Source organism: Riemerella columbina, from assembly GCF_030517065.1.
Lineage (GTDB): Bacteria > Bacteroidota > Bacteroidia > Flavobacteriales > Weeksellaceae > Riemerella > Riemerella columbina_A.
Window position 1 is genome coordinate 1,134,347 of the sequence record NZ_CP103950.1, and the last position, 26,282, is coordinate 1,160,628.

21 protein-coding genes, 1 tRNA gene and 1 other RNA gene are annotated in these 26,282 nt (G+C 41.2%); 9 read left to right on the forward strand and 14 right to left on the reverse strand.

Features of this window, described 5'->3' with window-relative positions; all coding sequences use genetic code 11:
- Positions 1 to 19 precede the first annotated feature (19 nt).
- Entirely contained in the window at positions 20 to 943 is a 924-nt protein-coding gene (locus NYR17_RS05390; protein WP_302504715.1) for a mechanosensitive ion channel family protein, read from the forward strand.
- A 152-nt stretch (positions 944 to 1,095) separates the two neighbouring features.
- Here the strand turns inward: NYR17_RS05390 and ffs are convergent.
- An RNA gene (gene ffs / locus NYR17_RS05395) (signal recognition particle sRNA small type) lies at positions 1,096 to 1,193 on the reverse strand.
- 396 nt (positions 1,194 to 1,589) lie between these two features.
- Positions 1,590 to 1,663 (reverse strand) — tRNA-Arg (locus NYR17_RS05400).
- A 43-nt stretch (positions 1,664 to 1,706) separates the two neighbouring features.
- Here NYR17_RS05400 and NYR17_RS05405 point away from each other — a divergent pair.
- From NYR17_RS05405 to purF, 5 genes are all read left to right on the forward strand, one after another.
- Positions 1,707 to 2,756 carry an ABC transporter substrate-binding protein gene (locus tag NYR17_RS05405; RefSeq protein ID WP_302504716.1) on the forward strand — a complete coding sequence of 350 codons (1,050 nt, stop codon included), beginning with the start codon at positions 1,707 to 1,709 and terminating at the stop codon, positions 2,754 to 2,756.
- A gap of 71 nt (positions 2,757 to 2,827) precedes the next feature.
- Positions 2,828 to 4,255, forward strand: a complete 1,428-nt coding sequence (gene purB, locus NYR17_RS05410; RefSeq protein ID WP_302504717.1) for an adenylosuccinate lyase — start codon at positions 2,828 to 2,830, stop codon at positions 4,253 to 4,255.
- 67 nt (positions 4,256 to 4,322) lie between these two features.
- Positions 4,323 to 8,012, forward strand: coding sequence for a phosphoribosylformylglycinamidine synthase (locus NYR17_RS05415; RefSeq protein ID WP_302504718.1), 3,690 nt, complete (start codon positions 4,323 to 4,325; stop codon positions 8,010 to 8,012).
- A 22-nt stretch (positions 8,013 to 8,034) separates the two neighbouring features.
- Complete coding sequence (gene purC, locus NYR17_RS05420; protein WP_302504719.1) at positions 8,035 to 8,757, forward strand: phosphoribosylaminoimidazolesuccinocarboxamide synthase; 723 nt, start codon at positions 8,035 to 8,037, stop codon at positions 8,755 to 8,757.
- Positions 8,758 to 8,773: 16 nt separating this feature from the next.
- Positions 8,774 to 10,255 carry an amidophosphoribosyltransferase gene (gene purF / locus NYR17_RS05425; protein ID WP_302504720.1) on the forward strand — a complete coding sequence of 494 codons (1,482 nt, stop codon included), beginning with the start codon at positions 8,774 to 8,776 and terminating at the stop codon, positions 10,253 to 10,255.
- Between the two features lie 157 nt (positions 10,256 to 10,412).
- Here purF and NYR17_RS05430 read toward each other — a convergent pair whose 3' ends face one another.
- The 7 genes from NYR17_RS05430 to NYR17_RS05460 form a co-directional block, all read right to left on the reverse strand.
- Complete coding sequence (locus NYR17_RS05430) at positions 10,413 to 12,185, reverse strand: acyl-CoA dehydrogenase family protein (RefSeq protein ID WP_302504721.1); 1,773 nt, start codon at positions 12,183 to 12,185, stop codon at positions 10,413 to 10,415.
- A 25-nt stretch (positions 12,186 to 12,210) separates the two neighbouring features.
- On the reverse strand, positions 12,211 to 13,389 hold the full coding sequence (locus tag NYR17_RS05435) for a thiolase family protein (RefSeq protein ID WP_302504722.1): 1,179 nt from the start codon (positions 13,387 to 13,389) through the stop codon (positions 12,211 to 12,213).
- A gap of 63 nt (positions 13,390 to 13,452) precedes the next feature.
- Positions 13,453 to 15,852, reverse strand: coding sequence for a 3-hydroxyacyl-CoA dehydrogenase/enoyl-CoA hydratase family protein (locus NYR17_RS05440; RefSeq protein ID WP_302504723.1), 2,400 nt, complete (start codon positions 15,850 to 15,852; stop codon positions 13,453 to 13,455).
- Positions 15,853 to 15,867: 15 nt separating this feature from the next.
- On the reverse strand, positions 15,868 to 16,314 hold the full coding sequence (locus NYR17_RS05445) for a MarR family winged helix-turn-helix transcriptional regulator (protein ID WP_302504724.1): 447 nt from the start codon (positions 16,312 to 16,314) through the stop codon (positions 15,868 to 15,870).
- A gap of 149 nt (positions 16,315 to 16,463) precedes the next feature.
- Positions 16,464 to 17,405: an ABC transporter ATP-binding protein gene (locus NYR17_RS05450; RefSeq protein ID WP_302504725.1), complete on the reverse strand. Its 942-nt coding sequence runs from the start codon at positions 17,403 to 17,405 to the stop codon at positions 16,464 to 16,466.
- Positions 17,406 to 17,409: 4 nt separating this feature from the next.
- Complete coding sequence (locus NYR17_RS05455; RefSeq protein ID WP_302504726.1) at positions 17,410 to 18,333, reverse strand: FecCD family ABC transporter permease; 924 nt, start codon at positions 18,331 to 18,333, stop codon at positions 17,410 to 17,412.
- Positions 18,334 to 18,394: 61 nt separating this feature from the next.
- Complete coding sequence (locus NYR17_RS05460; RefSeq protein ID WP_302504727.1) at positions 18,395 to 18,943, reverse strand: TlpA family protein disulfide reductase; 549 nt, start codon at positions 18,941 to 18,943, stop codon at positions 18,395 to 18,397.
- Positions 18,944 to 18,968: 25 nt separating this feature from the next.
- Here NYR17_RS05460 and NYR17_RS05465 point away from each other — a divergent pair, with 25 nt between their 5' ends.
- Together NYR17_RS05465 and NYR17_RS05470 are read left to right on the forward strand one after the other, a co-directional pair.
- A complete protein-coding gene (locus tag NYR17_RS05465) occupies positions 18,969 to 20,072 on the forward strand; it encodes a 2Fe-2S iron-sulfur cluster-binding protein (protein WP_302504728.1) in 1,104 nt (367 codons plus the stop codon).
- 5 nt (positions 20,073 to 20,077) lie between these two features.
- Entirely contained in the window at positions 20,078 to 20,680 is a 603-nt protein-coding gene (locus NYR17_RS05470; RefSeq protein WP_438826611.1) for a SanA/YdcF family protein, read from the forward strand.
- A 54-nt stretch (positions 20,681 to 20,734) separates the two neighbouring features.
- On the opposite strand, the gene NYR17_RS05475 is transcribed toward NYR17_RS05470, so the two are convergent.
- Genes NYR17_RS05475 through NYR17_RS05495 form a run of 5 tightly spaced genes read right to left on the reverse strand, consistent with a single transcriptional unit; the run spans position 20,735 to position 25,347 of the window.
- Positions 20,735 to 22,855: a S46 family peptidase gene (locus NYR17_RS05475; RefSeq protein WP_302504730.1), complete on the reverse strand. Its 2,121-nt coding sequence runs from the start codon at positions 22,853 to 22,855 to the stop codon at positions 20,735 to 20,737.
- A gap of 32 nt (positions 22,856 to 22,887) precedes the next feature.
- Positions 22,888 to 23,445 (reverse strand): GNAT family N-acetyltransferase, encoded by a 558-nt coding sequence (locus NYR17_RS05480; protein WP_302504731.1) that lies wholly within the window; start codon positions 23,443 to 23,445, stop codon positions 22,888 to 22,890.
- A gap of 1 nt (position 23,446) precedes the next feature.
- Positions 23,447 to 24,010 carry an L-threonylcarbamoyladenylate synthase gene (locus NYR17_RS05485; RefSeq protein ID WP_302504732.1) on the reverse strand — a complete coding sequence of 188 codons (564 nt, stop codon included), beginning with the start codon at positions 24,008 to 24,010 and terminating at the stop codon, positions 23,447 to 23,449.
- A gap of 11 nt (positions 24,011 to 24,021) precedes the next feature.
- Complete coding sequence (gene gldC, locus NYR17_RS05490; protein WP_302504733.1) at positions 24,022 to 24,348, reverse strand: gliding motility protein GldC; 327 nt, start codon at positions 24,346 to 24,348, stop codon at positions 24,022 to 24,024.
- Positions 24,349 to 24,372: 24 nt separating this feature from the next.
- Entirely contained in the window at positions 24,373 to 25,347 is a 975-nt protein-coding gene (locus NYR17_RS05495) for a gliding motility protein GldB (protein WP_302504734.1), read from the reverse strand.
- A 108-nt stretch (positions 25,348 to 25,455) separates the two neighbouring features.
- Between NYR17_RS05495 and nadE the strand changes: the two genes are divergently transcribed.
- Positions 25,456 to 26,250 carry an NAD(+) synthase gene (gene nadE, locus NYR17_RS05500; RefSeq protein WP_302504735.1) on the forward strand — a complete coding sequence of 265 codons (795 nt, stop codon included), beginning with the start codon at positions 25,456 to 25,458 and terminating at the stop codon, positions 26,248 to 26,250.
- Positions 26,251 to 26,282: the final 32 nt, after the last annotated feature.

Below are 26,282 nucleotides of genomic sequence, written 5' to 3' on the forward strand. Positions count from 1 at the left end.
AAAAAGAAATATATAATTTATGTTTTTAATCGATGTAAATCGTAGTTTTACGATAGGGATAGACTCGGCGTGGGATAAAACTTACGATAAATTAGAATCTTGGCAAAGAACATTATTTTCTAATATTCCTAATATTATTGTTGCAATTATTGTCTTTGTTATTTGTTTTTTCTTATCCAGAGTGATTAGTAAACTGACGAAAAAACTACTTTTTAAGACCAATTTGCAAGATTCTGCTAAAAATGTAATTGCGAGAGCAGTAGCAGGAGGTGTGATTACTTTGGGGATTTTCTTAGTGCTGATGGTGCTTAACCTTAACGGTATTCTGAAAACCATTTTGGCAGGTGCTGGGGTTATGGGTTTAGCGGTCGGTTTGGCGCTCCAAGGCACGCTATCCAATACTTTTTCTGGAATTGTGCTTTCACTCATTAAAAATGTTAAAATCGGTGACTGGATTACTTCCAACGGCTATTCTGGCGAGATTATCGATATTGATTTTAGGATGACCACGATCAGAGATGTGGAGCATAATATTGTACTACTTCCGAATAAATTGGTGTTAGATGGTCCAATTAAAAATTCATCACTTACCAACAGAAGAAAGTTGGTGCTTAAATGCGGAGTGGGTTATGAGTCTGATTTAGAGTTGGTTAAAAAAATAACCATAGAGACAATAACCAATACAGTGCAGAATTTGTCCGAAAATCCAGATATTGTATTTATGTACCAAGAATTTGGGGATAGCTCTATCAATTTTGAGTTGAGATGCGCTATAGATACCAATTCTGGTTTAGAAGTAGCGATGCAAAAAAGCAACCTGATCATCGCTCTCAAAAAGGCTTACGATGCCCATAATATCAATATTCCGTTCCCTATTAGAACTTTGCAAATTGATCAATTGCCGGAAATTAGCGTGGCTTCAGGGAAATCAACCAATGCTTAAATTTAAATGCTTAAAAATAAAGAGCCGCTGATCTAAAAGATGAGCGGTTTTTTTATGAAGCTCAGTTTGGTATGAAACCAAAATTAAGTCATCTATTCCGATTTAGGCTAAGTTTTGAGTAAAATAAAAGCGAGTGAAAGTAGTCCAATAAAAAATGGCAAGCTACCTAAATCACACCGCTACAACCGATTACCTTTGCTGCGTTCCCACCCTGGAGGATTTTCAGGAGCTGGTTGTTTAGGACTTGCCGTTGCAAAGATATAACATTTCTTAGAAATAGCAAAATAATTAGAATACTTGTTGGATTTTTACGAAGGTGCATAGACCAAGTCTAAGATAAAGAGGACTTTTTCCATCCTTATTTTTGTAATCCTTTTTAAGAAAAAAGAATATTTCATTGAAGCAAAATTATTTTCGCTACGATGTAAATTGTTGAAATGGTAAGAATTTAAAAGCATCGCCGTTCTGTTTTTTTGGTTAAAAAAACAGGTTTCGGTCACTGTGAAAAAAGTGAGTGACCATTATAGTGACCAAAATTGCATTTAATCTGCATTTAGTATATTTGCAAACCGCAATCAGGATAACCGTAAGTGTCTGTTATTCTTGCTTTAAGGAAAAAACCTCTCACGAAGAGAGGTTTTTCAAGTGAACGCGGAAGGAGTCGAACCCTCAACCTTCAGAGCCGTAATCTGACGCTCTATCCAATTGAGCTACGCGTCCGTTTTGAGATTGCAAATATATAAAAATTTTTAATAATATGAATATGAAAACTAATTTTTTACACTTTTTTTGTCTTTTATTTTTGCTTTATGCTTGTAAAAAATCTGATAATCAGAAAGTTGGTAGGGTAGTTGTAGTCTCTAAAAATGTCAATTATCAAGAAGATTCTTCAGAATTGGTGCTCCAATCAGGGAAGTTTACCTATCAATTTCCCAAAAATGAGCTGCCGTTTAATCGGGTAGTTTTGCTTAACGACACGATATTGGGCTATCTTTTGGAGTTGGGTTTAGAACATCAGATCGTAGGGGTGGCAAGTCCAGAATACATTTATTCCGATAAAATCCATACGATGATAGAGTCAGGAAAAATACAAGTGGTAGGCAATGACCAAAAATACGATGTAGAAAAAATAATAACGCTAAAACCAGACGCTATTTTTACTAATTATATCCCTAATTTTGAAAATGTTTATACTATTTTTAAAAATAATGGCATCAAAGTGATTTTTTTAGATGAATATTTAGAGGCGACGCCATTAGAGAAATCGGCATATTTAAAAGTATTTGGAAAATTGTTTGGGGTAGAGGCAGAGGCGCATCAGCATTACCTTGAAATAGAACAAAATTACAATCAATTGAAAAAAATGGTGCAAAATCAACAAAATAACCCCCGTGTTTTGTCTAATGAAATGTATGGGAATCAGTGGTTTGTGCCAGGGGGAGCGACTTTTGTGGCGCAATATTACCAAGACGCAGGTGCGGATTATATTTTTAAAAACCTCGAATCTGCCAAGGCGGAACCTTTAAGTTTTGAGGAGGTTTATACCAAAGCAGCGTCGGCAGAATATTGGATGAATCTTTCTAATCATCGGTTTAAAAAGGAACTTTTGGCAGTCAATCCAGCTTATGCTAAAATGAAAGTTTTCCAAACAGGGCAGCTCTACGGTATGGCAAAACGCGAAAAAGGCAGCGCTAATGATTACTTTGAAAGCGGTACTGTGCGGGCAGATTGGGTGCTTCGGGATTACATCAAGGTTTTTTATCCAGACTTGCTACCGCAGGACACTTTGTTCTATCTCAATCAATTAAAATAAATCTGATATATTGTTTTGAATTTCTGTTAAAATGCTTATTTTTGTGCATCATAAAAAAATAAAAAGTAAAAATGAACACCTACAAAAATCCTTTGGAGGAGCGCTATTCCAGTCCAGAGATGTTGTTTAATTTCTCTCACGATAATAAATTCCAAACTTGGCGAAAGCTGTGGGTTGCCTTAGCGGAGATTGAAAAAGACTTGGGTTTAGATATTTCCGATGCACAAATTGCCGAACTCAAAGCCCATATTGAAGACATTGACTACGCCAAAGCCGCCGAGTATGAGAAGAAATTCCGCCACGATGTAATGGCGCATGTGCATACTTATGGCGATGTGGCACCTTCAGCCAAGGGTATCATTCATTTGGGCGCTACATCGGCGTTTGTAGGAGACAACACCGATTTAATTCAGATCCGTGATGGCTTAATCATTTTAAGAAAAAAGTTGGTCAATGTGATCAAAGGGCTTTCGGATTTCGCCTTGAAATATAAGGATGTGCCAACGTTGGGTTTTACCCATTTTCAGCCAGCACAACTGACCACGGTGGGCAAGCGCGCTACACTTTGGCTTCAATCTTTAATTTTGGATTTTGAAGAATTAGAATTTTTCTTAGAAACGCTGCGTTTTCGTGGGGTTAAAGGTACTACGGGGACGGCAGCCAGCTTTTTAGAACTCTTTAACGGCGATTATAACAAGGTTAAAACACTGGATAGAGAACTCTCTAAACGCTTCGGATTTGATAAAGTTTTTGGCGTTTCGGGGCAAACTTATGATAGGAAAATAGATGCAAAAGTAGTGTCTTTATTGTCCAATATTGCACAATCTGCACATAAGTTTACTAATGATTTGCGCTTGCTCCAGAACCTTAAAGAAGTGGAAGAGCCGTTTGAGAAAAACCAAATTGGATCTTCGGCGATGGCTTATAAACGAAATCCTATGCGCTCGGAGCGGATTGGCGCATTGTCAAAATATGTGATGTCGCTCTCTTCAAGTTCCGCTATGGTAGCGGCTACGCAGTGGTTTGAGCGAACTTTGGACGACTCTGCCAACAAGCGTTTGACCATTCCACAGGCGTTTTTAGCGGTGGATGCCATCCTCCTGATTTGGAACAATATCCTCAATGGATTGGTGGTTTATGAGAACCGCATCAACAAGCATATTATGGAAGAATTGCCTTTTATGGCAACAGAATACATCATTATGGAAGAAGTAAAAGCGGGCGGCGACCGACAGGAAATCCACGAAACCATCCGCCAACATTCTATGGAAGCCAGCAAAAAAGTGAAAGTAGAGGGCAAGGAAAACGACTTGATAGAGCGCATAATGAACGATACTTCGCTAAAAATGGATAAATCTAAAATCGCGGAAGTGCTATCACCAAAGAACTTTATCGGATTTGCACCTATCCAGACCGAAGAATTTATTCAAAACGAAGCCCAGCCTATCTTGGACCAGTACGCAGATTTAATCGGCTTAGAGGTTGAGCTAAAAGTATAAACTAATGCAGTCCGCGAGGGCTGTTTTTTTGTGATAATAAAGATAATAAGTAAGTTTGAAAAAAGAAATGAATCAACGAATTTATATAGAAAAAAAAGGCATTTTTGATGTAGAAAGCCCTGCGGTTTTTAACGAAATCAAAACGGCAGTTCCAACCATTCAAGGCGTAAAAGTCTATAATATCTATGATATTTTTGGGCTGGATGAAGCGCAGTTTTCCAAAGTGGTGCACAATATTTTTGCAGACCCTGTAACCGATGTTTTGCATACGGAAAATCCTGCAAAAGCCACTTATTTCGCTACGGAATTTCTCCCTGGGCAGTACGATCAAAGGGCGGATTCTGCGCAGCAATGCATCACGTTACTCACCAATGAAAAAGCCACCGTTCGTAGTGGTAAACTGATTGAAATTCAAGGGGCTACACTACAAGATTTAGATAAGGTTAAAGATCTGTTAATCAATAAAGTAGAGTCTCAAGAAAAAGATTTGTCCGTGTTAGCCATTCCTGAGGAAGAAGCTCCAGATGAAGTGAAAATTTATACCGATTTTATCCATTGGGACAAAGCGCAACTGTCGGCATTTTACCACGAGCAAGGCTTCGCTTTTGGCTTAGATGATTTGGAGTTTATTCAAGATTATTTCAAATCTGAAAATAGAAATCCTACAGAAACGGAACTCAAGGTGTTGGACACTTATTGGAGCGACCATTGCCGCCATACCACTTTTGAAACCGAGCTGACGGATATTCAATTTGAAGGGCAATTTAAAGCCACTTTGGAGCGTATTTTTAAGGATTACCTCGAAAAAAGAGCATTTTTAGGTCGTGAAAATAAGCCACTGACTTTAATGGATTTGGCAACCGTTTGTGCAAGATATTTCCATAAAACAGGAAAATTGGACAATTTAGTAATTTCTGATGAAATCAACGCTTGTACTATTAAAATTGACGCTGAATACGATGGTAAAAAAGAACCTTGGTACCTTTTATTTAAAAATGAAACCCACAACCACCCAACGGAAATAGAGCCTTTTGGTGGGGCTTCCACATGTTTGGGGGGAGCCATTAGAGACCCTTTATCTGGGCGTTCGTTCGTTTATCAAGCGATGAGATTGTCTGGCGCTGCGGATGTTTTAGAGCCGATAGAGAAGACTTTAGCGGGGAAACTCCCTCAGAGAACCATTACCAAACAGGCGGCCAACGGCTATTCTTCATATGGAAATCAAATTGGGTTGGCAACCACGCAAGTATCAGAAATTTACCACGAAGGCTACCGTGCCAAGCGTATGGAAGTCGGATTTGTGGTGGGGGCTGTGCCTGTGGATTGGGTTAAAAGAGAGCAACCTAAAGCTGGCGATGTGGTGATTGTTTTGGGCGGAGCAACAGGGCGAGATGGCGTCGGTGGCGCTACGGGAAGTTCCAAGGAGCAAGATGAAACCGCTATCCATACGCTATCTACTGAGGTTCAGAAAGGTAACGCGGTGGAAGAACGGAAAATCCAACGCTTGTTTAGAAACCCTGAGGTAACACAGTTGATTAAAAAATCCAATGATTTTGGTGCAGGGGGCGTATCGGTGGCTATTGGCGAGATTGCCGAGAGTTTAGATATCAATTTGGACACTTTACCGCTTAAATATGAAGGCTTGAACGGCACTGAATTAGCCATTTCGGAATCTCAAGAGCGGATGGCGGTGGTTGTGGATGCCAAAGACCAAGCACAGTTTATACAACTTTGCGAGGCTGAAAATATTAAGGCTGTTGCGGTAGCAAAAGTCACGGATACTGGGCGAATGCAGATGTTTTGGAAAGGCAATAAAATCGTGGATTTAAGCCGAGATTTCTTGGATACCAATGGCTGTGCTAAAACCCAAAAAGCCACGGTAACTCATTTAGAAAACACAACGCAAGAGTTACATCCACTGACACTTACGAATTTTAAAAAATTACTTTCGGATAAAAATATAGCCTCTCAAAAAGGATTGTTGGAGATGTTTGACTCCACTGTGGGCGCTACTACGGTGGCATTGCCATTGGGTGGAATTCATCAACAAACGCCTATGGAGGGCAGCGTGCAAACACTCCCGATTTTGGAGGCACGAGATATAGAAACTGTGTCCTTAGCGAGCTGGGGATTTGATGCGGATCTTTCTCAGCAAAACTCTATGGTGGGTGCCAGTATGGCGGTGGTAGAGAGTGTGTCTAAAATTGTAGCAATGGGCGGTAATTTTAGAGAAATTAGGCTAAGTTTTCAAGAATATTTTGAAAAATTAGGGCAAAATCCAGAAAAATGGGGCAAACCCTTGGCTTCGTTGTTGGGTGCGTATGATGCGCAGATGCATTTAGGTTTGGCAGCTATTGGAGGCAAAGACTCGATGTCAGGGACTTATCAAGAGCTTAATGTGCCACCTACGCTTATTTCTTTTGCGTGTGCTCCAGGGCAAAAATCGCATATCATTTCGCCAGAGTTTAAGAAAGCTGGAAACTATATCTACCATTTTGAGCACCAAATGCAAGAGAACGGACTTCCAAATTACGAAGCGCTTATTTCGGTTTATGATTTTATCCACCAACAGATTAAAGAAGGCGCCATTGTTTCCGTAAAAACCATTAAAGAAGGCGGTGTTGCCGTGGCATTGGCAAAAATGTGTTTCGGTAACAGCTTAGGTGCAGAGGTGACTTTGGATGAGGCGCAAGCATTGCGTAAAAACATCGGTGGCCTTATCATTGAAAGCACGAAAGAATTACAACATCCTTTAATTAAAGTAGTGGGTAAAGTCAAAGGAAATAAAATTATGAAAATAAATAATTTAGAATTTTCAATTAAAGAATTACTTTCAGCCTATACTTCTACTTTTGAGAACTTATTTCCAACCCAAGAGCCAGAAAAAATAGTGGTAGAATTTGATGAATCTCTTAACGGAAATCGCTATAAAGAGATTACCATTAAGAAGCATCACATCGCTAAACCGCGGGTGTTCACGCCAGTATTTCCAGGGACCAACTGCGAGTATGAAACCCTAAATGCTTTCCGAAAAGAAGGGGCAGAGGTAGCGATGAAACCGATAATAAATCTCAACCCCACAGCGCTCCAAGAGAGTATGCAGGTGTGGGCGAAAGAAATAGAGCAAGCCCAAATATTGGCATTTTCAGGAGGTTTTTCTGCAGGTGATGAGCCTGATGGCTCGGCTAAATTTATGGTCAATGTTCTTAAAAATGAAACCATAAGAACTGCCATTCAGAAATTTTTGGAAAGAGATGGGATGATCATTGGGATTTGTAATGGTTTCCAAGCTTTGGTTAAATCTGGGCTGTTGCCTTATGGAGAAATCAGAGATTTAGATGAACAATCGCCTACACTGGCGCATAATGCCATTGGGCGACATATTTCGCAAATGGTTCATATTAAGGTGGTTAATGACCATTCGCCGTGGCTTGCAGGAATGAAAAATCAAACTTACACCATTCCAATTTCTCACGGTGAGGGGCGTTTTATGGCATCAAAAAAAGTCCTCCAATCGCTGTATGAGCAAGGGCAAATTGCAACACAATATATAGATTTAGAGGGTAATATAGCCCACGGAATGCCGTTCAATCCTAATAATTCTCTATTTGGAATTGAGGGGGTGACTAGTCCTTGTGGTAAGATTTTTGGTAGAATGGGGCATCCTGAGCGCTATGCGGCAGGTTTGTTTAAAAATATGCCTAATGCCAATTATCATAATGTATTCAAAAATGGAGTAGATTATTTCAAAAAATAAAAATTGATAAAAAGTAATAAAAATGATACAAAAAAAAGAGATGCTTTATGAAGGTAAAGCAAAACAAGTTTTCGCTACGGACAAAGCCGACGAAGTGATTGTAAGATTTAAAGATGATGCTACAGCATTTAACGCCCAAAAAAAGGGACAAGTGGATAAAAAAGGTGCCATCAACAATGCGATTACCACGCTGATTTTTCAATATTTGAATGAAAAAGGCATTCCAACACATTTTATACAACAGCTGGATGAACGCGAGCAATTGGTTAAAAAAGTGAATATTATTCCGTTAGAAATGGTGGTCAGAAACTACGCTGCAGGCAGTATGGCACAGCGTTTAGGCGTGGAAGAAGGTATCAAATCACCAGTGACCATTTTTGATATTTGCTATAAAAAAGATGAATTAGGAGACCCACTCATCAATGATTATCATGCGATTTTCTTAGGGGCAGCCACTAAGGGAGAATTAGAAGAAATGTATCAACTGACAGGAAAAATTAACGATATTCTAATTGATTTGTTTGATAAAATGAATATCATCTTGGTAGATTTTAAAATTGAATTAGGAAAAACCCAAGATGGCAAGATCATTTTAGCTGATGAAATCTCTCCTGACACCTGCCGATTATGGGATAAAGATACCATGAAAAAATTGGATAAAGACCGTTTCAGAAGGGATTTAGGCGAGGTCACAGAGGCCTACGAAGAAATTTACGACAGACTAAAAAAAGTATTAGCATCATAAAAGGCTAAAAATGTCAATGAAAAGTTTAGCACAACATAGGGAAGACTACCTTAAACAGTTTAAAAATCGAGCGTACGGCAGAAACCTTTTCAGAACGAAGGAGGAAGAAGCCATGGATGCGCCACAAGAAGAATGCGGCATTTTTGGGCTCTATTCTGGCGACAATCTGGATACTTTTTCGCTTTCGCAGTTTGGGTTGTTTGCCTTGCAGCACCGTGGGCAGGAGGCGTGCGGCATTTCGGTGAGCCATAATGGTAAAATCCTCAACCTTAAAGATGAAGGCTTGGTGCTGGATGTCTATAAGGAAATCCATGAACCTGAGGCTTTTATGGGAAACAGCGTGATTGGACACACCCGATACACCACGGCTGGCGATAAGAAAAAATACAACTTTCAGCCTTTTTTTGCCAAAAATGAATATGACCAAATCATCCTTTCTATCGCGCATAATGGCAACTTAACCAATGCGATAGAGTTAAAACAAGAGCTGGAAGCGGAAGGCGTAGTTTTCAGAGCCACTTCGGATTCTGAGGTCATTCTTCGGTTGATTCAGAAAAATTTAGATTTAGGTTTAAGAGGCGCGATAAAAGCCACGATGGAGCGCATCCAAGGGGCGTATTCTGTGGTGGGGATGACGCGCAATAAGTTCTTTGCTTTTAGAGATTTTAATGGCATTCGCCCTTTGGTATTGGGCGAAATGGAAGGTCAGGGTTATGTGGTGGCATCAGAAAGTTGCGCCTTAGATGCTGTGAGTGCACGCTACATCAGAGACATCAAACCTGGCGAAATTATCTACACGGGCGAGAATGAAGAAGGCTTAAAATCTTACCTCGTGAAGAAAGACTGTCAGCGGCATATTTGCTCTTTTGAGTACATTTATTTTGCACGCCCAGATTCCGAAATGGAGCACATCAATGTTCACGAAGTGCGAGAAAAATCGGGTGAGAAAATTTGGGAGCAAGCCCCTGTGGAGGCAGATATGGTCATTGGTGTGCCAGATTCTGGCGTGCCTGCCGCTATTGGTTTTTCTAAAGCTTCTGGCATTCCGTTTCGCCCTGTGTTGATTAAAAACCGATATATTGGGCGGTCTTTTATCGTACCAACTCAGGAGATGAGGGAGCGCATTGTCAATCTTAAACTTAACCCAATTATCTCCGAAATTAAGGGCAAAAGGGTGGTCATCATTGATGATTCTATTGTGCGAGGCACCACTTCTAAGCGTTTGGTTAAAATTTTGAAAGATGCTGGCGTTAAGGAAATCCATTTTCGGAGCGTCTCTCCGCCGATTATTGCCCCTTGTTACCTCGGGATTGACACCCCAACAAAAGACGATTTAATCTCTGCAAATATGTCGGTAGAGGAGCTAAGAGAGTATTTAGGCGTTGATTCTTTGGAGTTTTTGAGTTTAGAAAATTTAAAGGAAATTTTAGGTTCGGATCAGCATTGTTTTGGCTGTTTTACCGAGCGCTATCCTGTTCCAAATACACCCAAGGCATAAAATAAAAGCCGCTTAAAAGAGAATAGAATAGTCTACCCATTTGCGAATTGGATTTTTTCCATTCCGATTTCAATGAGGCAAGTCTAAAATATCAAAAAGCGTTACAATCCTAAAAATTGTAACGCTTTTTTTATCAAACTATGGAAAAATCAGGGGCTTAATAACTCCCTTTGTCAACAAAATGCTTTGCGATTTTCTCTGTTAGCGCAATCACATTTGGGGTATTGGTGTACTTGGTGAAGCGTCTTAGCCCAGAAAGCATCATCCGCTGTTCATCACCTTCTGCAAAGGACACAATGCCTTCTTTAGCTGCGGTAATGATTTTCTCCACCGCTTTATAAAGGTTGAGCTGTGCCATCGCGGCTTCCACGGAATCTGCGGCAAAGTGCTTCTCGGCTCTTAGCACGGCGGATTCTGCCATATAGATTTGGTTGAGAATTTCCGAAGCGTTGAGTAATAAATGCTGTTGTTTCTCAATTTCCATCATATATTTTTGAAGGGCAGCACCAGAAACCATCAAAAAGACCTTTTTCAAATTCGCGATGATGGCTTTTTCCTCGCTCATATATTCGGAATAGTCAGGAGTTTCAAAAGATGGGATAGACATCAACTCTTTGCCCACAGCCATAGCGGGGCTCATCAGGTCTATTTGTCCTTTCATCGTTTTTTTGATGAGCATTCCTACCGATAACAAGCGGTTGATTTCGTTAGTGCCTTCATAGATACGAGAAATTCTGGCATCTCGCCACGCAGCTTCCATAGGGGTATCTTCTGAGAAGCCCATTCCACCAAAAATTTGGATGCCTTCATCTGCCGCTTGCTGTAGAATATCAGAAACGAAAACTTTTAAAATAGAACATTCCACGGCAAACTCCTCCACACCTTTGAGCTCGGCTTCTTGGTGGTTCATCCCTTCTGCCACTAAGGCATCTATTTTATCTTGAACATCTTTGGCAGCGCGATAAGCTCCCGCTTCACTCACGAAAGTATTGGTCGCCATTTCAGCAATTTTTTTACGAATAGCACCAAAAGTTGAGATAGAAACTCCGAATTGTTTTCTCTCATTAGCGTACTGAATGGCGTGGTCTAAAATACGGCGCTGAGCATCTAAACAAGCGGCTGCAAGTTTGATTCTCCCTACATTAAGGGCGTTGAGTGCAATTTTAAAACCGTTATTTCTCTCACCTAAGAGGCTACTCACAGGCACTTTCATATCATTGAAGAACACTTGGCGCGTAGAGGAAGCTCTAATGCCCAGTTTGTGCTCTTCCTCACCGAAACTTAAACTCTCAGGATTTTCTAACTCCGAGCGGTTAACCACAAAGCCCGTGATGTTTTTATCATCATCTATTTTGGCAAAGAAAGTGAAGGTGTCCGCAAAACCAGCGTTAGAAATCCACATTTTTTGTCCATTGATGATGTAGTGTTGCCCATCTTCGCTGAGTTTAGCGCGGGTTTTACCACTGTTGGCATCAGAACCAGCATCTGGCTCGGTTAGGCAGTATGCCCCAAATTTAGTCCCTGCAGCGAGGTCTGGTAGGTATTTTTGTTTTTGCTCCTCTGTACCGTAGAGTAGGATGGGCAGCGTACCGATGCCCGTATGAGCGCCATAAGCTGTAGCGAGGGAGCCTGTAGCGCCTGAAAGATAATCACACGCTAACATAGTGGTAACAAAGCCCATTCCTAAGCCGCCATAGGCTTCTGGAACGGCAATGCCTAAAAAGCCCATTTCGCCGATTTCCTTCATACACTCTTCGGTGAAGGCATAGTCTTTATTCTCAAAGCGTTCTCTGTTAGGGACTATTTTTCTATCGATAAACTCCTTGGCAGAGTCGCGGAGCATTTTTTGTTCTTCTGAGAAATCTTCCATAGAGAAGATTTGGGTTGCTGGAGTTTCTTTGATGAGAAATTCTCCTCCTTTAGTATTCATAATTTTATAGATTTTAGATTAAACATTATAATAATTCAAAAATGCTGGCAGCACCTTGTCCTGTTCCCACGCACATGGTTACCATACCGTATTTGTTGTCGCGTTTGCGCATTTCATCTAAGAGTTGCACGGTGAGTTTTGTTCCTGTACAGCCCAGAGGATGCCCCAGAGCGATGGCTCCACCATTCACATTTAAAATTTCTGGATTGAGGTTGAGTTCGTTACGAATGGCAACGGACTGTGAGGCAAAGGCTTCATTGAGTTCAATAAGTTCAATGTCATTCAGTTGTAAGCCCGCTTGTTTTAACGCTTTTGGAATAGCATAAACAGGTCCCATCCCCATAATGCGAGGTTCCAAACCTGCCGTAGCATAAGAAACCAAGCGTGCTTCTGGCTCTAAGCCCAGCTCCTTGACCATCTCTTCTGACATCACGATAACGAAAGCCGCGCCATCAGACATTTGCGATGAGTTTCCTGCCGTTACACTGCCACCATTGGCAAATACAGGGCGAAGTTTAGCCAAACCTTCTAACGAGGTGTCTTTTCTTGGGCCTTCATCTTGTTTAAAATCAAAAGTTTTGGTCTGGAGTTTTTGTTGCTCATCTAAATAGGTGTATTCCACAGGGATTGGCACAATCTGATCCGCAAAACGGTTTTCGGCTAAGGCTTTTAGTGCTTTTTGATGCGATGCAAAGGCGAATTCATCTTGTTGCTCACGGCTGATTTGATATTCTTTGGCAACCGCCTCGGCAGTGTAGCCCATACCCCAATAATAATCTGGGTTAGATTTGGCAACTTCTGTTTCTGGCACAGGTTTATAGCCTCCCATAGGGATGTAACTCATGGATTCTGTTCCTCCTGCGATGATGCAATCCGCCATTCCTGCTTGTATTTTAGCCGAGGCAATAGCAATAGCCTCCGAGCCTGAAGCGCAATAACGGTTCACGGTAACGCCAGGCACTTTATCCGTCTGTAGCCCCATTAGGGAAATGAGCCTTGCCACATTGAGCCCTTGTTCGGCTTCGGGCATCGCATTGCCTACGATAAGGTCGTCTATTCTGTTTTTATCCAACTGAGGTACGGCTTTCATCAGGTGTTCTATTACGGTAGCCGCCATCACATCAGGTCTTGTAAAACGCAGGCTTCCTTTGGGAGCTTTGCCCACCGCAGTTCTGAAACCTTTAATAATATATGCTGTTTTCATTCTTTTTACGATATTATGCCAAATAGTACTGGGTACCAGATTGGCAGGTTAATGGTTTAAATCTTAGTTTCTTAGTGGTTTTCCTTTTTGTAACATATACTGAATACGCTCTAAGGTTTTTCTCTCGCCACAGAGTTGAAGGAAGGTCTCTCGCTCCAAGTTGAGGAGGTACTGTTCCGTTACCCAAGTTTCCTCGGAGAGGGCACCACCAGCCATCACATAAGCGAGTTTATCCGCTATTTTTTTATCGTGTTCAGAGATGTAGTTTCCTGCCAACATCTGGTCTGTGCCTACATAGAACATCCCTAATGCATCTTTGCCGACTACTTTAACCTTCTGAGGAATAGGCTGTGTGTAGCCTTGTTCTGCCATTAGTTTTGCTACTTTTTTGGCTTCGGCAATTTGTCTATTTTTATTTACGACTACAAAATCTTTACCGTGCTGAAGGATGCCCATATCAAAGGCTTCGTAGGCAGAAGTAGCGACTTTCCCCATTGCGATGTTCATAAAGGCATCGCGCAAGCGGTTGTTTTTAACATCATCTTTGTGGACTTGTTGCATGGTTCTTAGGGTCATCTCCTTAGTACCGCCGCCGCCAGGGATCACGCCCACACCTACTTCTACCAATCCGATATAAGTCTCTGCCGCCGCCACCACACGATCGGCGTGGAGGGTCATCTCGCAGCCGCCACCAAGGGTCATTCCAAACGGCGCCACCACGGTAGGGATAGAGGAATAACGGAGTCTCATCATTGATTTTTGGAAGTAAGCAATTGCCATATTGAGGTCATCCCAATCTTGCTCAATTGCCATCATCAGAATCATTGCTAAATTAGCTCCTACGGAGAAATTAGCCCCTTGGTTGGCAACCACTAAACCATCATATTCCTTTTCTGCAAGGTCTATCGCACGGTTTAAGCCATCTAAAACTTCGCCACCGAGGGAGTTCATTTTAGAGCGAATTTCAAAGTTGATAATGCCATCGCCTAAATCTTGAATGGCAGAGCCGGAGTTGCTCCATAAGGTTTTATTTTTTCGGATGTTATCCAAAATGATGAAAGCCTCTTGCCCTGGAATAGGCTGATATTCGTTCTGATGGAAGAAGGTAGAATGCCCTTCATTATTGATTTGGTAGAAAGTTTTGCCTTCGCTTGCCAGTTGTTTTACCCAATCGGAAACTTCATAGCCAGCCTCTTTGGCTAACTCTATACCACGCTGAACGCCCACGGCATCCCAAATTTCAAAAGGTCCATTTTCCCAGCCGAAACCTGCGCGCATAGCATCATCAATTTTATAAATTTCATCAGAAATCTCAGGTACTTTATGAGACACATACGCAAAAAGCGCCCCTAATGAAAGGCTATAGAGCTCGCCAGCTTTGTCTTTGCCATCAATAAGAACTTTAAAACGCCTAATCGGTTGGTCTATATTTTTGGTCAATTCTAAAGTTGGGAAGGCGGTTTTCTCTTGAGCTTCATAGGTGAGGGTTTCCAGATTTAAACCTAAAATTTCAGATTTTCCATCGGCGTTTTTCACTTTTTTGAAGAAGCCTTGTCCAGATTTAGAGCCTAACCACTGGTTATCCATCATCGTTTGGATGTAGTCTGGCAGTTGGAAAACATCATTAAAATCATTGGTTTCGGTGCCACTTTCTCGAATGCCATTGGCTACATGGACTAAGGTGTCTAAGCCCACCACATCTGCCGTACGGAAAGTTGCCGACTTAGGGCGCCCAATAACAGGACCTGTTAATTTATCCACATCAGACACCGAAAGTCCGAGTTTTTTAACATTATGGAGTAAATCCATCATACTGAAAACGCCAATTCTGTTCGCAATGAAAGCGGGCGTATCTTTGGCTAATACGGTCGTTTTTCCTAAAAACTTAGCCCCGTATTCCATATAGAAGTTGACCACTTCTGGCAGGGTGTCTGCCGTTGGAATAATCTCTAATAGAGGGAGATAGCGCACAGGATTAAAGAAGTGGGTACCAGCGAAATAGTGTTTGAAATCCTCGCTTCTGCCCTCGGTAAGGAGGTGGATAGGAATCCCCGAAGTGTTGGAAGACACCAAAGTGCCAGGCTGGCGGTATTTTTCAATCTGCTCGTACACCGATTTTTTGATATCTAAGCGCTCTACCACCACTTCTATAATCCAATCGGTATTTTTAATTTTTGGCATATCATCCTCAAAATTTCCTACGCTAATGCGGTCTGCAAACTGAGGCGAGTAGAGTAGTGCAGGACTGGCTTTTTTGAGTTTAGCCAAATTTTCCGTTGCAATACGGTTTCTAAAAGCTTGATCTTCTTTGGTGATGCCTTTTTTTTGCTCGGCATCAGTGAGCTCAAAAGGGACAATGTCCAGCATCAGCACCTCTACGCCAATGTTGGCAAAATGTGCAGCAATGCCCGCGCCCATAATCCCTGAGCCTAATACGGTAATGTGTTTAATGCGTCTTTTCATACGATAATCAACTATTTATTTTTTACAATTCAGTTCGTTAGCGATGCTGGAAATATCCTTCATCACTTCTTTAAAAATTTCTAATTTCTCAGGCGCTATATGGTCTATAACAGACTGATTAAAAGCCAATACCATCTTTTTGGATAAATTTCTGGACTCTATACCTTTTGGGGTAAGTTTGATGATGACTTCCCGTTTATCCGTGGCGGATTTTTCCTTATAAATATAGCCGTTGTCTTCCAAAAGTTTGATAATTCTGGTGAGAGATGTAGGCTCTATCGCCATTTTGGGGCCCAAATTGGTACTTCGGGTACCTTTTTTAGGGTCTATTTTCAAAAGGGTGAGCGCCTGAACCGTGGTAGATTGGTGTTCTTGGGCTTTCTCTGCGTACATTTTAGACACAGATAGCCAAGTGGATTTTAGGATTAAATCAATGCTTTCTACTTTGTTGAGAGCTTCCATTTTTCATTTACTTTTTAATAAGCCAAATATAAACAAAAATACTATGCATGCATAGTAAATATTTGTTAATTTAATGTTAATTTAATGATAATCAGTGTTTTAAATGATATGCAAAACATACCATTTAAAATAAATTCTTTTTTAGACTTTTATTTTTGTAAATGATTAAAGAATGTTTTTATTTCTTGAAAATTTTTGAAATTACGCCAATTTCCATCTGAAGAATGCAGTTGCCAGTGGTGATTTTGGTAATGAAACTGGTAGGCAGACCAATCTTGAGCTGTATTTTTTCTAAGTAAGCTGAGTAATAGACTGCGTTCCTCATCTGGCGCGGTAATGTTGGGCGCTTTAAAGGTTTCTGAGAAATGAAAAGTCGGAAAGTGGGTAAGTTCTGCGTGGGCTTTTAATACATCTTCCACGACCCCTGCGTATAGTTTTTTCTCTTTGATCAACCATATTTGGTCAGAAAATTCTTTAGCCAAGCGCCAATCGTGGGAGGAAAATAAAATGGTTTTGTGGTGTTTCTGCGCCAGATTTCTCAATAATTTTAGAATGCTGATTTTATTATTTTCATCTAAATAAGTGGTGGGCTCATCTAAAATAATCATTGGGGTATTTTGAGCCAAAGCCCTGCCGATAAAGGCTTTTTGAAGATTGCCATCAGATAAAGTGTTGAGTTTTTGCTGGACATACATTTCTAAACCTAAATTTTGGATAATGCGCATTACTTCTGCCTCATCGGCTGGTTTTAAGCTAAAATAATAAGGATAATGCACATATTTCCCTAAGGCGACCAAATCTCGCACGGTGTAATGTTGCGGCAGTTGGTATTTAGACCAAACTACGGCTATGTTTTTAGACAAAGTCTTTATATCCAGTTTGTTGAGGTTATTTTGATTGAGATAAACCTGCCCGTTAAGAAATGGTATTTGCTTCAGCAAAGATTTGAGAAGCGTGGTTTTGCCGATGCCGTTTGCTCCAATCATCAGCACCACTTCGCCTTGATGGATTTGGGCGTTCACTTGCTCAATCAGTGGTTGTTGGTAGCCTATATTGGCATTTTTTATGGATAAAAAAGGGGCGTTGCTCATCGGATTAGGTGGTTTTTCGCTTCATCATCATTGTTAAAATCACAGGAATGCCAAAAAGGGAAGTGATTACATTCAGCGGCATACTCATCAACTCGGAAATAATGGAAAAAATCTGCAAAACCAAAATGCCAATCAGCATATTGAGGAGCCACTGTTGCCAAAGTAAGGCAGGGTTGAACACCATTCGGCTAAAATGAGGCACCACAATTCCGATGAACAAAATAGGTCCCAAAAAAGCGGTAACACTGGCAGAAAGTACTGATGAAGCGATGATGATATAAAGCCTAAGTCGCTTTAAATTAACGCCAAAGCTCTGCGCATAAGCGGTACCTAAACTATTGCCAATGAGCGGTTTAATGCTTTTAAACGCAAAAACCAACCCCAACATCATACAACTGAATAAAATGATGATTTGGTAAGTATCCAGCTGATTATTAGCGCCAAAACTCCACAGAATATAATTTTTAAGACTTTGATTCTCAGCATACAATTGCAAAAAAGAAATGATAGCGCCCGCCAATGCCGACACCAAAAAGCCAAAAATAATCAGAAATGAAGCATCTTGAAATCGGTGGGCGTATAAGATCAAAATTAGCATAAGCCCCAAGCTGCCCAATATGGCGGTAATGCTCATAAAACCGCTTTGCAAAATCTCGGGTAATACCCACTGGTGCGAGAAAAAAATAAAAACTGCCACACTAAGGCTCGCCACAGAAGAAATGCCCAAAACAGAAGGTCCCGCCAGTGGATTTTGAAAATATTCTTGCAATAAAAAGCCCGCAGTGGGGATGGCAACGCCTGCAAACAACATCGCTAAAACGCGGTGCACACGCAACATCGCAATGGTGTGGTGTGGCGTATCTTGCAGAAAATCAGGGAGGCTAAGCGCAAGATAACCCGTATTTAAATTGACTATAATCACAATCATTACAGTAATTAAAATACAGGTTATCAGAGTTTTAAATTGGCGATGGTGCAGCATCAGAGGTTTAAAAAGCGTTGAGTTTTTTATCGAGTTCTTCGGCACTCATACTGCCTTCGGTTTCGCTACTGTTTTTGCCTTTCTGAATCAATGTGAACGGAATGCCTTCGCCTTTCCAAGTTTTAAAGTGATTTTTGAAAAAATCATCATCTAATTGCTTGCCATCAAATAGTAAAATGTGTGATGAAAGCCCATTTTCTTCGCCAAAAGCTTTCACCTTGGTGTCCCAATCTTCCTTTTCATCTAAGCTGATGAAGGTAAACCGCACAGGCTTACCGCTCAATGCCTTCATTTGCTCTTTAAAATGAGGAATTTCTTTCATACAAGGTCCGCACCAAGTGGCAAAAAAGTTGGTCACATAGAGCGTATCATTGTCCTTAGGCTGTAGGAGCTGGCTGAGTTCCGCTTTACTAACTTCCTTTAAAGCCACAGAAGCAGCGGGCTCCGCTACGGTTAGCGTGTCTACGCTGGTGTGTTCAGAGGTCGCAGCTTCCTCTTTTTTGTTACAACTTAATACGGCTAAAGATAAGGCGATGCCTAAAACTAATTTTTTCATAAATTTTTATTATTTTTGTTCGCTTATGAGTGAGATTAACAAAAGTATAGAACCTGATTTTAAAGGGCTAAAAATAATCAAAAAAAGGCAATTATCCAAAAATGTGTTTTTGCTGGGGCTGCAACCGCCTGAGGGCGTGGTACATCCTTTCCAATCTGGGCAATATTTAAGACTACAGCATAGAGGCGTTCAGCGGGATTATAGCTTGGTTTCGGCGCCATATGAAGGCACTTGGGACATCGCTTTAAAAATCAATCACGAGGCATCTTTTGCGGCAGACATCAACCGAAATTACCAAGTTGGCGATGAAATCTTGAGCACGATGCCGATGGGGAGATTTGTGCTGGCGGATAAACCTAATGAAAAACGCACTATTTTAGGCTTTGCGGGCGGCATTGGCATTACACCGATTATCTCGCATCTTAAACACATCCTCTATACGGAAAGCGGCACGCGTTTTTTTCTGTTCTATGCCAATAAAACCAAGGCTGATGCTGTATTTGTGGAAGATTTAACCGCTCTGAAAGCTCAATATGGCGAGCGTTTAGAAGTTTATCAATTCTATTCTCAAGAAGAAACGCATCCTTTCTTTTTTGGGCGAATTAACGAGAAGAAAATAGAACTCATCATCAACCAATTGCTTCATTTAGATGAGGATGACGAGGAATCTACCATTTGGGATGCTGTGGATGAAATCCTGATCTGCGGTCCTGGCGCGATGATTAAGGACATCGCTACCGCTTGCTACAATAATGGAATGAGGAAGAAAAATATTCATTTTGAACTGTTTGCGAGTTTTAACGAGAGCATTTTCCCAGAAGACCAGCACTATCCTTTGGTGGAGAACATCCGTGTGCAGTGGCAGCTTAACAAAGAAAAAAGCCCTGTGGTTCGTTTAAAAAACAACAAAGCCAAACTCCTGCAACAGCTGTTAGATTTAGGCTATGCGTTGCCTTATTCTTGTAAGTCAGGGATTTGTGGCGCCTGCCGATGCATTTTAGAAAAAGGCGAAGTGGAGATGTCTGATAACGAATATCTTACGGATAAAGAGATTCAGCAAGGGGAAATTTTGACCTGCGTCTCCACGGTGTTGTCAGATGATATACAACTTAATTTTGATTTGGTTTGAAAGCAATGCGCCCTATTTTAAAAATCACGATAACCCTTGCAGAGCTGGTGGTTCTTCTGATGCTCTTTGCGAATGTTTGGGTGTATGCGCTCACCAATGGACGCACTTATAATAAAGTCAGCAAAATCCCTGAGCGCCGCGCCGCCTTAGTGTTGGGCACCTCGCCGAAGATGCGTTCTGGGGTGGCTAATCCTTATTTTACCAAGCGGATGGAAGCCGTTTCGGCGCTGTACCATTATGGCAAGATAGAAACGATTATCGTTAGTGGCGAGAAAAGCCCCTATTACGATGAGCCTCGTGCTATGAAGGATTATTTGGTTAATACCGAGCGTATTCCAGAGCATATTATTATAGAAGATCCCAAAGGCTACAGCACAAAGGAAAGCATAGAACGATGCAAAAATATTTACCAATACCGTGAGGTTATCATTATCTCCCAAGGTTTCCACACGCTGCGGGCATTGTTTTTTGCACGAAATCTTCAAATGAACGCCTTAGCCTTTGAAGCACAAGATGTTACCAAACCCGAAAGCTACTATCGCAACCACCTCCGAGAGTTTTTAGCACGCGTACAAGCGGTGGTGTATTTTGTTTTAGGCAAAGCATAAAAAAACCGCCGTTTCAATTTTGAAACGGCGGACTTTTTTTAATTTTTACCGAAGTTATTTCACGATTTTCATTTCATCTAAGAGCCATTGGGCGTTGGCGTATTTATCGATGATGAAGAGAATATACTTAGTATCCACCATAATATTACGGCTGAATTTTGGATCGTAGTTGATGTCGCTCATCGTGCCTTCCCACTGTCGGTCAAAGTTGAGTCCCACCAAGTTGCCGTAGGCGTCCAACGCTGGACTTCCAGAATTGCCCCCAGTGGTGTGGTTGGTCGCCGTGAAGTTCACGGGCACTTCTCCGGTTTTGTCCTTATAAACGCCGTAGTTTTTGGTGTTGTAGAGTTGGATGAGTTTTTGAGGCACATCAAATTCGTAATCCCCTGGAATGTACTTCTCCATAATGCCTGGCAGGTGGGTTTGGTAGCCGTAATACACGGCATCTCGAGGGTTGGAGCCTGCCACTTTGCCATAAGTTACTCTGAGCGTAGAGTTGGCATCAGGGAAGAATTTTCGGTCCTTGTCGGTCGCCATCAGTTCTGCCATAAAGGTTTTGAGCTGGGCATCAATTTGGGTTTGATACTGAGTGTATTGTGGTGCCACTTTGTCCAAATAAGTTCCTTTGATTACCTTAATAAGTTGGATAAATGGATCCTGATCCAGCACCGATTTTAACGCTTCGGGTTGTGCAAATAAGGCGTCTAAATTAGACACAGCATCGGCATTGTTGAGGGCTTTTCTGCCTGTGATGATGGAGTTTTTGCTCCAATTTTCTATGGTGGTCAGGTTGCTTTCTTCGTTTTTAAAGCTTTCCAATTCCGATGGCAAAAACTGTTGTGGAATTTTGTTGGCGTAGAGCGCTAAAAGTTTAGCGGTAACTTTGGCATCTAACTCGCCATCGTAATTTTTGTAAATGCCTTTGAGTAGGTTAGTTAACTTTGGAGAAACGGTTTCGCCTTTTTCTACCGCCGCTAAATAGTTGAGGTAGTAGTCGGCTAATTTTAGCGTTTCGGCATTTCTTAGCAATTCGTTGAAGTAGGCACGGTTAAGGGCATAAGGCGCTTGGGCGTTGTAGAGCTTGTTCAGCTGGTCTATGGTGTTTTTGATGGCTGGATTTTTCTGGCTCAATTGCGCCTCGTAGTTTTTCTTTTTCTCTACGGCTTTAGATTTTTTAAGCCCTTCCACTTCGCCGATCCATTTTTTCCAATAATTGGCTACAGAAGCGTATTTAGAGGCGTATTTAATGCGTGTGGCATCATCGGTGCGCATTTTTTCATCTAAAGTTTTTAGGGCAACGGCACGCACGGCAATCATTGCGGGGTCTATCTCCTGCATAATCTTTTCTACCGCAATAGCAGGCAGATATTCTTGCGTTCTCCCAGGAAAACCGAAGACAAAAGTGAAGTCATTTTCCTTTTTATCCTTAATGGAAATAGGGAGGAAATGCTTAGGTTGATACGGTACATTGTCCTTAGAATATTCGGCAGGTTTGTTGTTTTTATCGGCATAAATTCTGAACATAGAGAAGTCGCCCGTATGCCTTGGCCACACCCAATTGTCGGTATCGCTACCAAACTTTCCGATGGAGGAAGGCGGTGCTCCTACCAGTCTGATGTCTTTAAAGGTTTCAATGATATAAGCGTAATATTGGTTGCCGTAATACACAGATTTTATAATAATATGCTGATAATCTTCTTTTTTTAGCGATTTTTTTACGGATTCTATATTTTGTTTAATCTGAGCTTCGGAGAGGTTGGGATTGCCCTGAAGCACCTCTTGCGTTACATTTTTAATATCCACGATGAAGTCTACCGTTACGCCAGGGTTGGGCAGTTCTTCGCTCATATTGCTTGCCCAAAATCCATTTTTCAGATAGTCGTTTTCTAAAGTGGAGTGGGCTTGGATTTCGCTATAGCCGCAGTGGTGGTTGGTGAGGAGGAGTCCCTTTGGCGAGATGATTTCCGCTGTACAACCGCCGTCGTACTGCACTACGGCATCTTTTATACTGGGCTTTTCTGGGTTAAAAATATCCTTTGCTGAGATTTTCATTCCCAGTTCTTTCATTTCTTTTTCGTTGAGCTCCGTAGGCATCCACATACCGCCATATTGCTGGGCGAAAGCCATAGCGGCAGGCAAAATAAGGGATGATAGTAAAAAATGTTTCTTGATCATAACTGTTCTGTGGTATTTTTTAGAGGGTAAATTTAACTAATTTCTGTTAATAATAAGGAAGATTGACTTAAAGTTTTGCGCATTAGCCAGTCGATTTGTTCATCTCCTCCGAGTTTGAAGGTGTGCTGGCTGAACTTTTGAAATCCGTTTTTTTCATAGAAAGCAATGGCTTTTTTATTCTCTTCCCATACGCCTAACCAAAGGCTTTGGAGTTCTTTTTCCTTTGCAATGTGTAGGGCTTTTTCGTAAAGCTGTTTGCCCACATTTTGCCCTTGATGGTCAGAGGCTACATAAATACGCTCTATTTCTAAACTATTATTTTCTTGTAATTCGGTTTGTGCTGTGCCTGTATTTACTTTGAGGTAACCAATAATGAGCTTTCCTTTTTTTGCAAAGTAGAATTCTGAGTTTTCATTTTCTAATTCAGAAGAGAGTTGTTTGATGGAAAATCGCTCTTGGAGATATTCTATCATATTTTCTTCTGAATTTTCTTGCCCAAAGGTATCTTTAAATGTGGTTTGTGCAATTATTTGTAAATCTTGAACATCCAAAAGGGTAGCGCGACTAATCTCTATGCTATTTTCACTCATTTTATTCTCTTAAAACTTTGATTCTGTTGTCGTTCCATATTCTAATAATGGAGGAGCCACGCCACGGTGTGGGCTGTGCTTGCGTTTCTGGAATGATGAGATCTACAGCATTTTTTAAATCTGTGCTGATATCCGAAAAGGACAATGGGCTTTTTTCTCCTGAAAAATTGGCGGAGGTAGAGACCAACGGTGCGTTGATTTTCCTAATGATTTGTTGACAAAGCTGGTTTTTAACCAACCGAATACCGATGCTGCCATCTTCTGCCAATAGGTTGTCTGGCAAGCCTTTGGGCTGGTCGTAGATGATGGTTACAGGCTTTTCCGAGAGGTCTATAATCTCCCACGCCATTTCTGGAACCTCCACCAAATCTTGAAGGCGCTTTTCGGTATCCACGAGGATAATCATCGGTTTTTGTAAATCTCGATTTTTGATTTGATAAACGCGCTCTATGGCGTCGGCATTCGTAGCATCACAGCCGATGCCCCAGATGGTATCCGTAGGGTAGAGTAGGGTGCCGCCAGATTTGAGGGTCTCGGTAATTTGGTGCCAATTTAGAGTATCCATAGGGGTAGAAATTACATTTTAATCGCTGATTTTACGGCAAATTCTTCCGCCATTTCTTCCATCCAAGCGGCTACATCATCTTCGCCAGTGGCTCTTTGGTAGGTGTGCCCTAAGGAAATTAAAATCTGATGAAAAAAGCGTTTCATATGATCCACGGGCATTTCTTTAGTCCAGAGGTCTATTCTTAGCGCTTCCAAAGCTTGGTCATCCCAAACGGAAATCATCGTGGCTTTGGTTTCTTGGGCTTCTATGCCGCCATCTTGGGCGTTCCAAGTGATTTTTTCTGGAATATGGTTTTCATCTAATTCTACATTGATGGTAATTTGCGTTTTTCTCATTGAATTCTATTTTATATTAAAAAATTATTTTTCGCCTTTGTAGTGGGATTCTTTTAAAATGGTGGCGCCGTCGGTTTTAAAAATGAAATCAGAAAGCAAGGTCTCTGGCTTTTCTTTAAAATAAGCTCGGCACATCTGCCAACCACTAAAAATTCCAATTTGTGGCGCCGATTGGTTGTCTATTTCGGTATAAAATTTAGAAAATGGCGCTGGTGATAAAAATCGGTCTACCAAGCGGGCATCATCACTAAAAATTAAATCGTTTTCTACAAAATAGTTCCAAATTTCGGCTTCATTTTCCTTTGCCCACGCTTCTTGCTCTGGGGTATAACCGATTTTTAAAGCATCTGAAGTCTGTGGCAAAAAGGCGTCTTGCAAGATCATCAATTTGCCTTCATAAGCCATCATATCAATAAATTTCCTATGGTTTCTGTCCCACGGAACGATCTGTTCGGCTAAGGTTTTGGAAACTTTTGGAACGAGGTTTTGTGGGTTCATACTGTGTTGCAAATAAGTATCTATGCCTTGATAATAAGGGTTGCCTTCGCCCATAAATGCGGCAATATCAATAAACAGCCAGTTCTCTTTTTCTCGGTAAAAAATGGGCATATCAATTCCCTGTAGCGCAGATGAATATAAGAAAACTTGAGGTGCAGAAAATTTAGGGAAATAGTGCTGAATGTGCGCAAACAGCTGGGCTAAATCCTTCTTGAGTTGAGGTTGGTTAATGAGGGTTTTGGCTTTTTTATAAATGTTGATTTCGGTGCTGTCAGAGCGTCTTTTCAGATAATCCTCATCAGACACGGAGCCTTGGAACCACGGATATGCCTTCTGAAACTCTGCCAAGGACACCTCAGGGTTATAAAACGCCGCCGAAATATCGGTGATCTTAACCTTGGGTAGTGGCTGGGAGATTTCTATATTCCAATTTTTAGTCTCTTTTTGACAAGAACTAATCGTGAGCACTATCAAAAATAAAAATAATCGTAAAGATTTCATTGTGAGATTTCTCTTTTTTAGGAGGCAAAAATAATGAATTTTAAATGCAATTAGCGGTATAAGTCCAAAAACTTCTGTAATTTTACGGCTTGTAAAACAGAACAACCGATGCAAACAGAAAAAATAATTCAGCATATTGTAGGCTGGCTCAGAGATTATGCCACTAAGGCGAATGTAAAAGGCTATGTGATAGGGGTTTCTGGCGGTGTAGACTCTGCAGTGGTCTCTACGCTATGTGCTATGACAGGGCTCAAAACACTACTTTTAGAAATGCCCATTCGGCAAAAGCAAGACCAAGTGAACCGCGCGTGGGAACATATAGAAGACCTTAAAAAGCGGTTCCCAGAGCAGGTGGAGGCGATGTCCATCAACCTAACGCCAGCCTTTGAGGAGCTTTATAAAATCTTTGATGTTCAAGATGAACGCTACCCCAACGAGCAACTGGCGTTTGCCAATACCAGAAGCCGATTGCGGATGCTCACACTCTATTATTATGGACAAATTAACGGGCTTTTGGTCTGTGGCACAGGCAACAAGGTGGAAGATTTTGGCATCGGGTTTTATACCAAATATGGCGATGGCGGCGTAGATGTTTCGCCTATTGCAGACCTTTATAAAACAGAGGTTTACGAACTTTCTAAGGCTTTAAACTTGGTGAAAAGCATCCAAGAAGCCATTCCAACCGATGGACTTTGGGATGCGGAGCGGACAGATGAGCAACAGATTGGCGCAACTTATCCAGAATTGGAAAAAATACAGAAAGAATGGGGTACCAAAACTGAGCAAGACTATACAGGACGGGATTTAGAGGTTTATCATATTTTTAAAAGAATGAATGCCGCCGCCCAGCACAAAATCAACCCGATTCCGATTTGTGATATCCCTGAAGAATGGCGAGATTAACCTCAACTTCTGCGAAATTGAAAAATTTAACT

Coding starts and splice junctions, on each gene's coding strand:
- NYR17_RS05390 (WP_302504715.1), top strand. CDS start 20: ATGTTTTTAATCGATGTAAATCGTAGTTTTACGATAGGGATAGACTCG.
- NYR17_RS05405 (WP_302504716.1), top strand. CDS start 1,707: ATGAAAACTAATTTTTTACACTTTTTTTGTCTTTTATTTTTGCTTTAT.
- purB (WP_302504717.1), top strand. CDS start 2,828: ATGAACACCTACAAAAATCCTTTGGAGGAGCGCTATTCCAGTCCAGAG.
- NYR17_RS05415 (WP_302504718.1), top strand. CDS start 4,323: ATGAATCAACGAATTTATATAGAAAAAAAAGGCATTTTTGATGTAGAA.
- purC (WP_302504719.1), top strand. CDS start 8,035: ATGATACAAAAAAAAGAGATGCTTTATGAAGGTAAAGCAAAACAAGTT.
- purF (WP_302504720.1), top strand. CDS start 8,774: ATGAAAAGTTTAGCACAACATAGGGAAGACTACCTTAAACAGTTTAAA.
- NYR17_RS05430 (WP_302504721.1), bottom strand. CDS start 12,185: ATGAATACTAAAGGAGGAGAATTTCTCATCAAAGAAACTCCAGCAACC.
- NYR17_RS05435 (WP_302504722.1), bottom strand. CDS start 13,389: ATGAAAACAGCATATATTATTAAAGGTTTCAGAACTGCGGTGGGCAAA.
- NYR17_RS05440 (WP_302504723.1), bottom strand. CDS start 15,852: ATGAAAAGACGCATTAAACACATTACCGTATTAGGCTCAGGGATTATG.
- NYR17_RS05445 (WP_302504724.1), bottom strand. CDS start 16,314: ATGGAAGCTCTCAACAAAGTAGAAAGCATTGATTTAATCCTAAAATCC.
- NYR17_RS05450 (WP_302504725.1), bottom strand. CDS start 17,405: ATGAGCAACGCCCCTTTTTTATCCATAAAAAATGCCAATATAGGCTAC.
- NYR17_RS05455 (WP_302504726.1), bottom strand. CDS start 18,333: ATGATTGTGATTATAGTCAATTTAAATACGGGTTATCTTGCGCTTAGC.
- NYR17_RS05460 (WP_302504727.1), bottom strand. CDS start 18,943: ATGAAAAAATTAGTTTTAGGCATCGCCTTATCTTTAGCCGTATTAAGT.
- NYR17_RS05465 (WP_302504728.1), top strand. CDS start 18,969: ATGAGTGAGATTAACAAAAGTATAGAACCTGATTTTAAAGGGCTAAAA.
- NYR17_RS05470 (WP_438826611.1), top strand. CDS start 20,078: ATGCGCCCTATTTTAAAAATCACGATAACCCTTGCAGAGCTGGTGGTT.
- NYR17_RS05475 (WP_302504730.1), bottom strand. CDS start 22,855: ATGATCAAGAAACATTTTTTACTATCATCCCTTATTTTGCCTGCCGCT.
- NYR17_RS05480 (WP_302504731.1), bottom strand. CDS start 23,445: ATGAGTGAAAATAGCATAGAGATTAGTCGCGCTACCCTTTTGGATGTT.
- NYR17_RS05485 (WP_302504732.1), bottom strand. CDS start 24,010: ATGGATACTCTAAATTGGCACCAAATTACCGAGACCCTCAAATCTGGC.
- gldC (WP_302504733.1), bottom strand. CDS start 24,348: ATGAGAAAAACGCAAATTACCATCAATGTAGAATTAGATGAAAACCAT.
- NYR17_RS05495 (WP_302504734.1), bottom strand. CDS start 25,347: ATGAAATCTTTACGATTATTTTTATTTTTGATAGTGCTCACGATTAGT.
- nadE (WP_302504735.1), top strand. CDS start 25,456: ATGCAAACAGAAAAAATAATTCAGCATATTGTAGGCTGGCTCAGAGAT.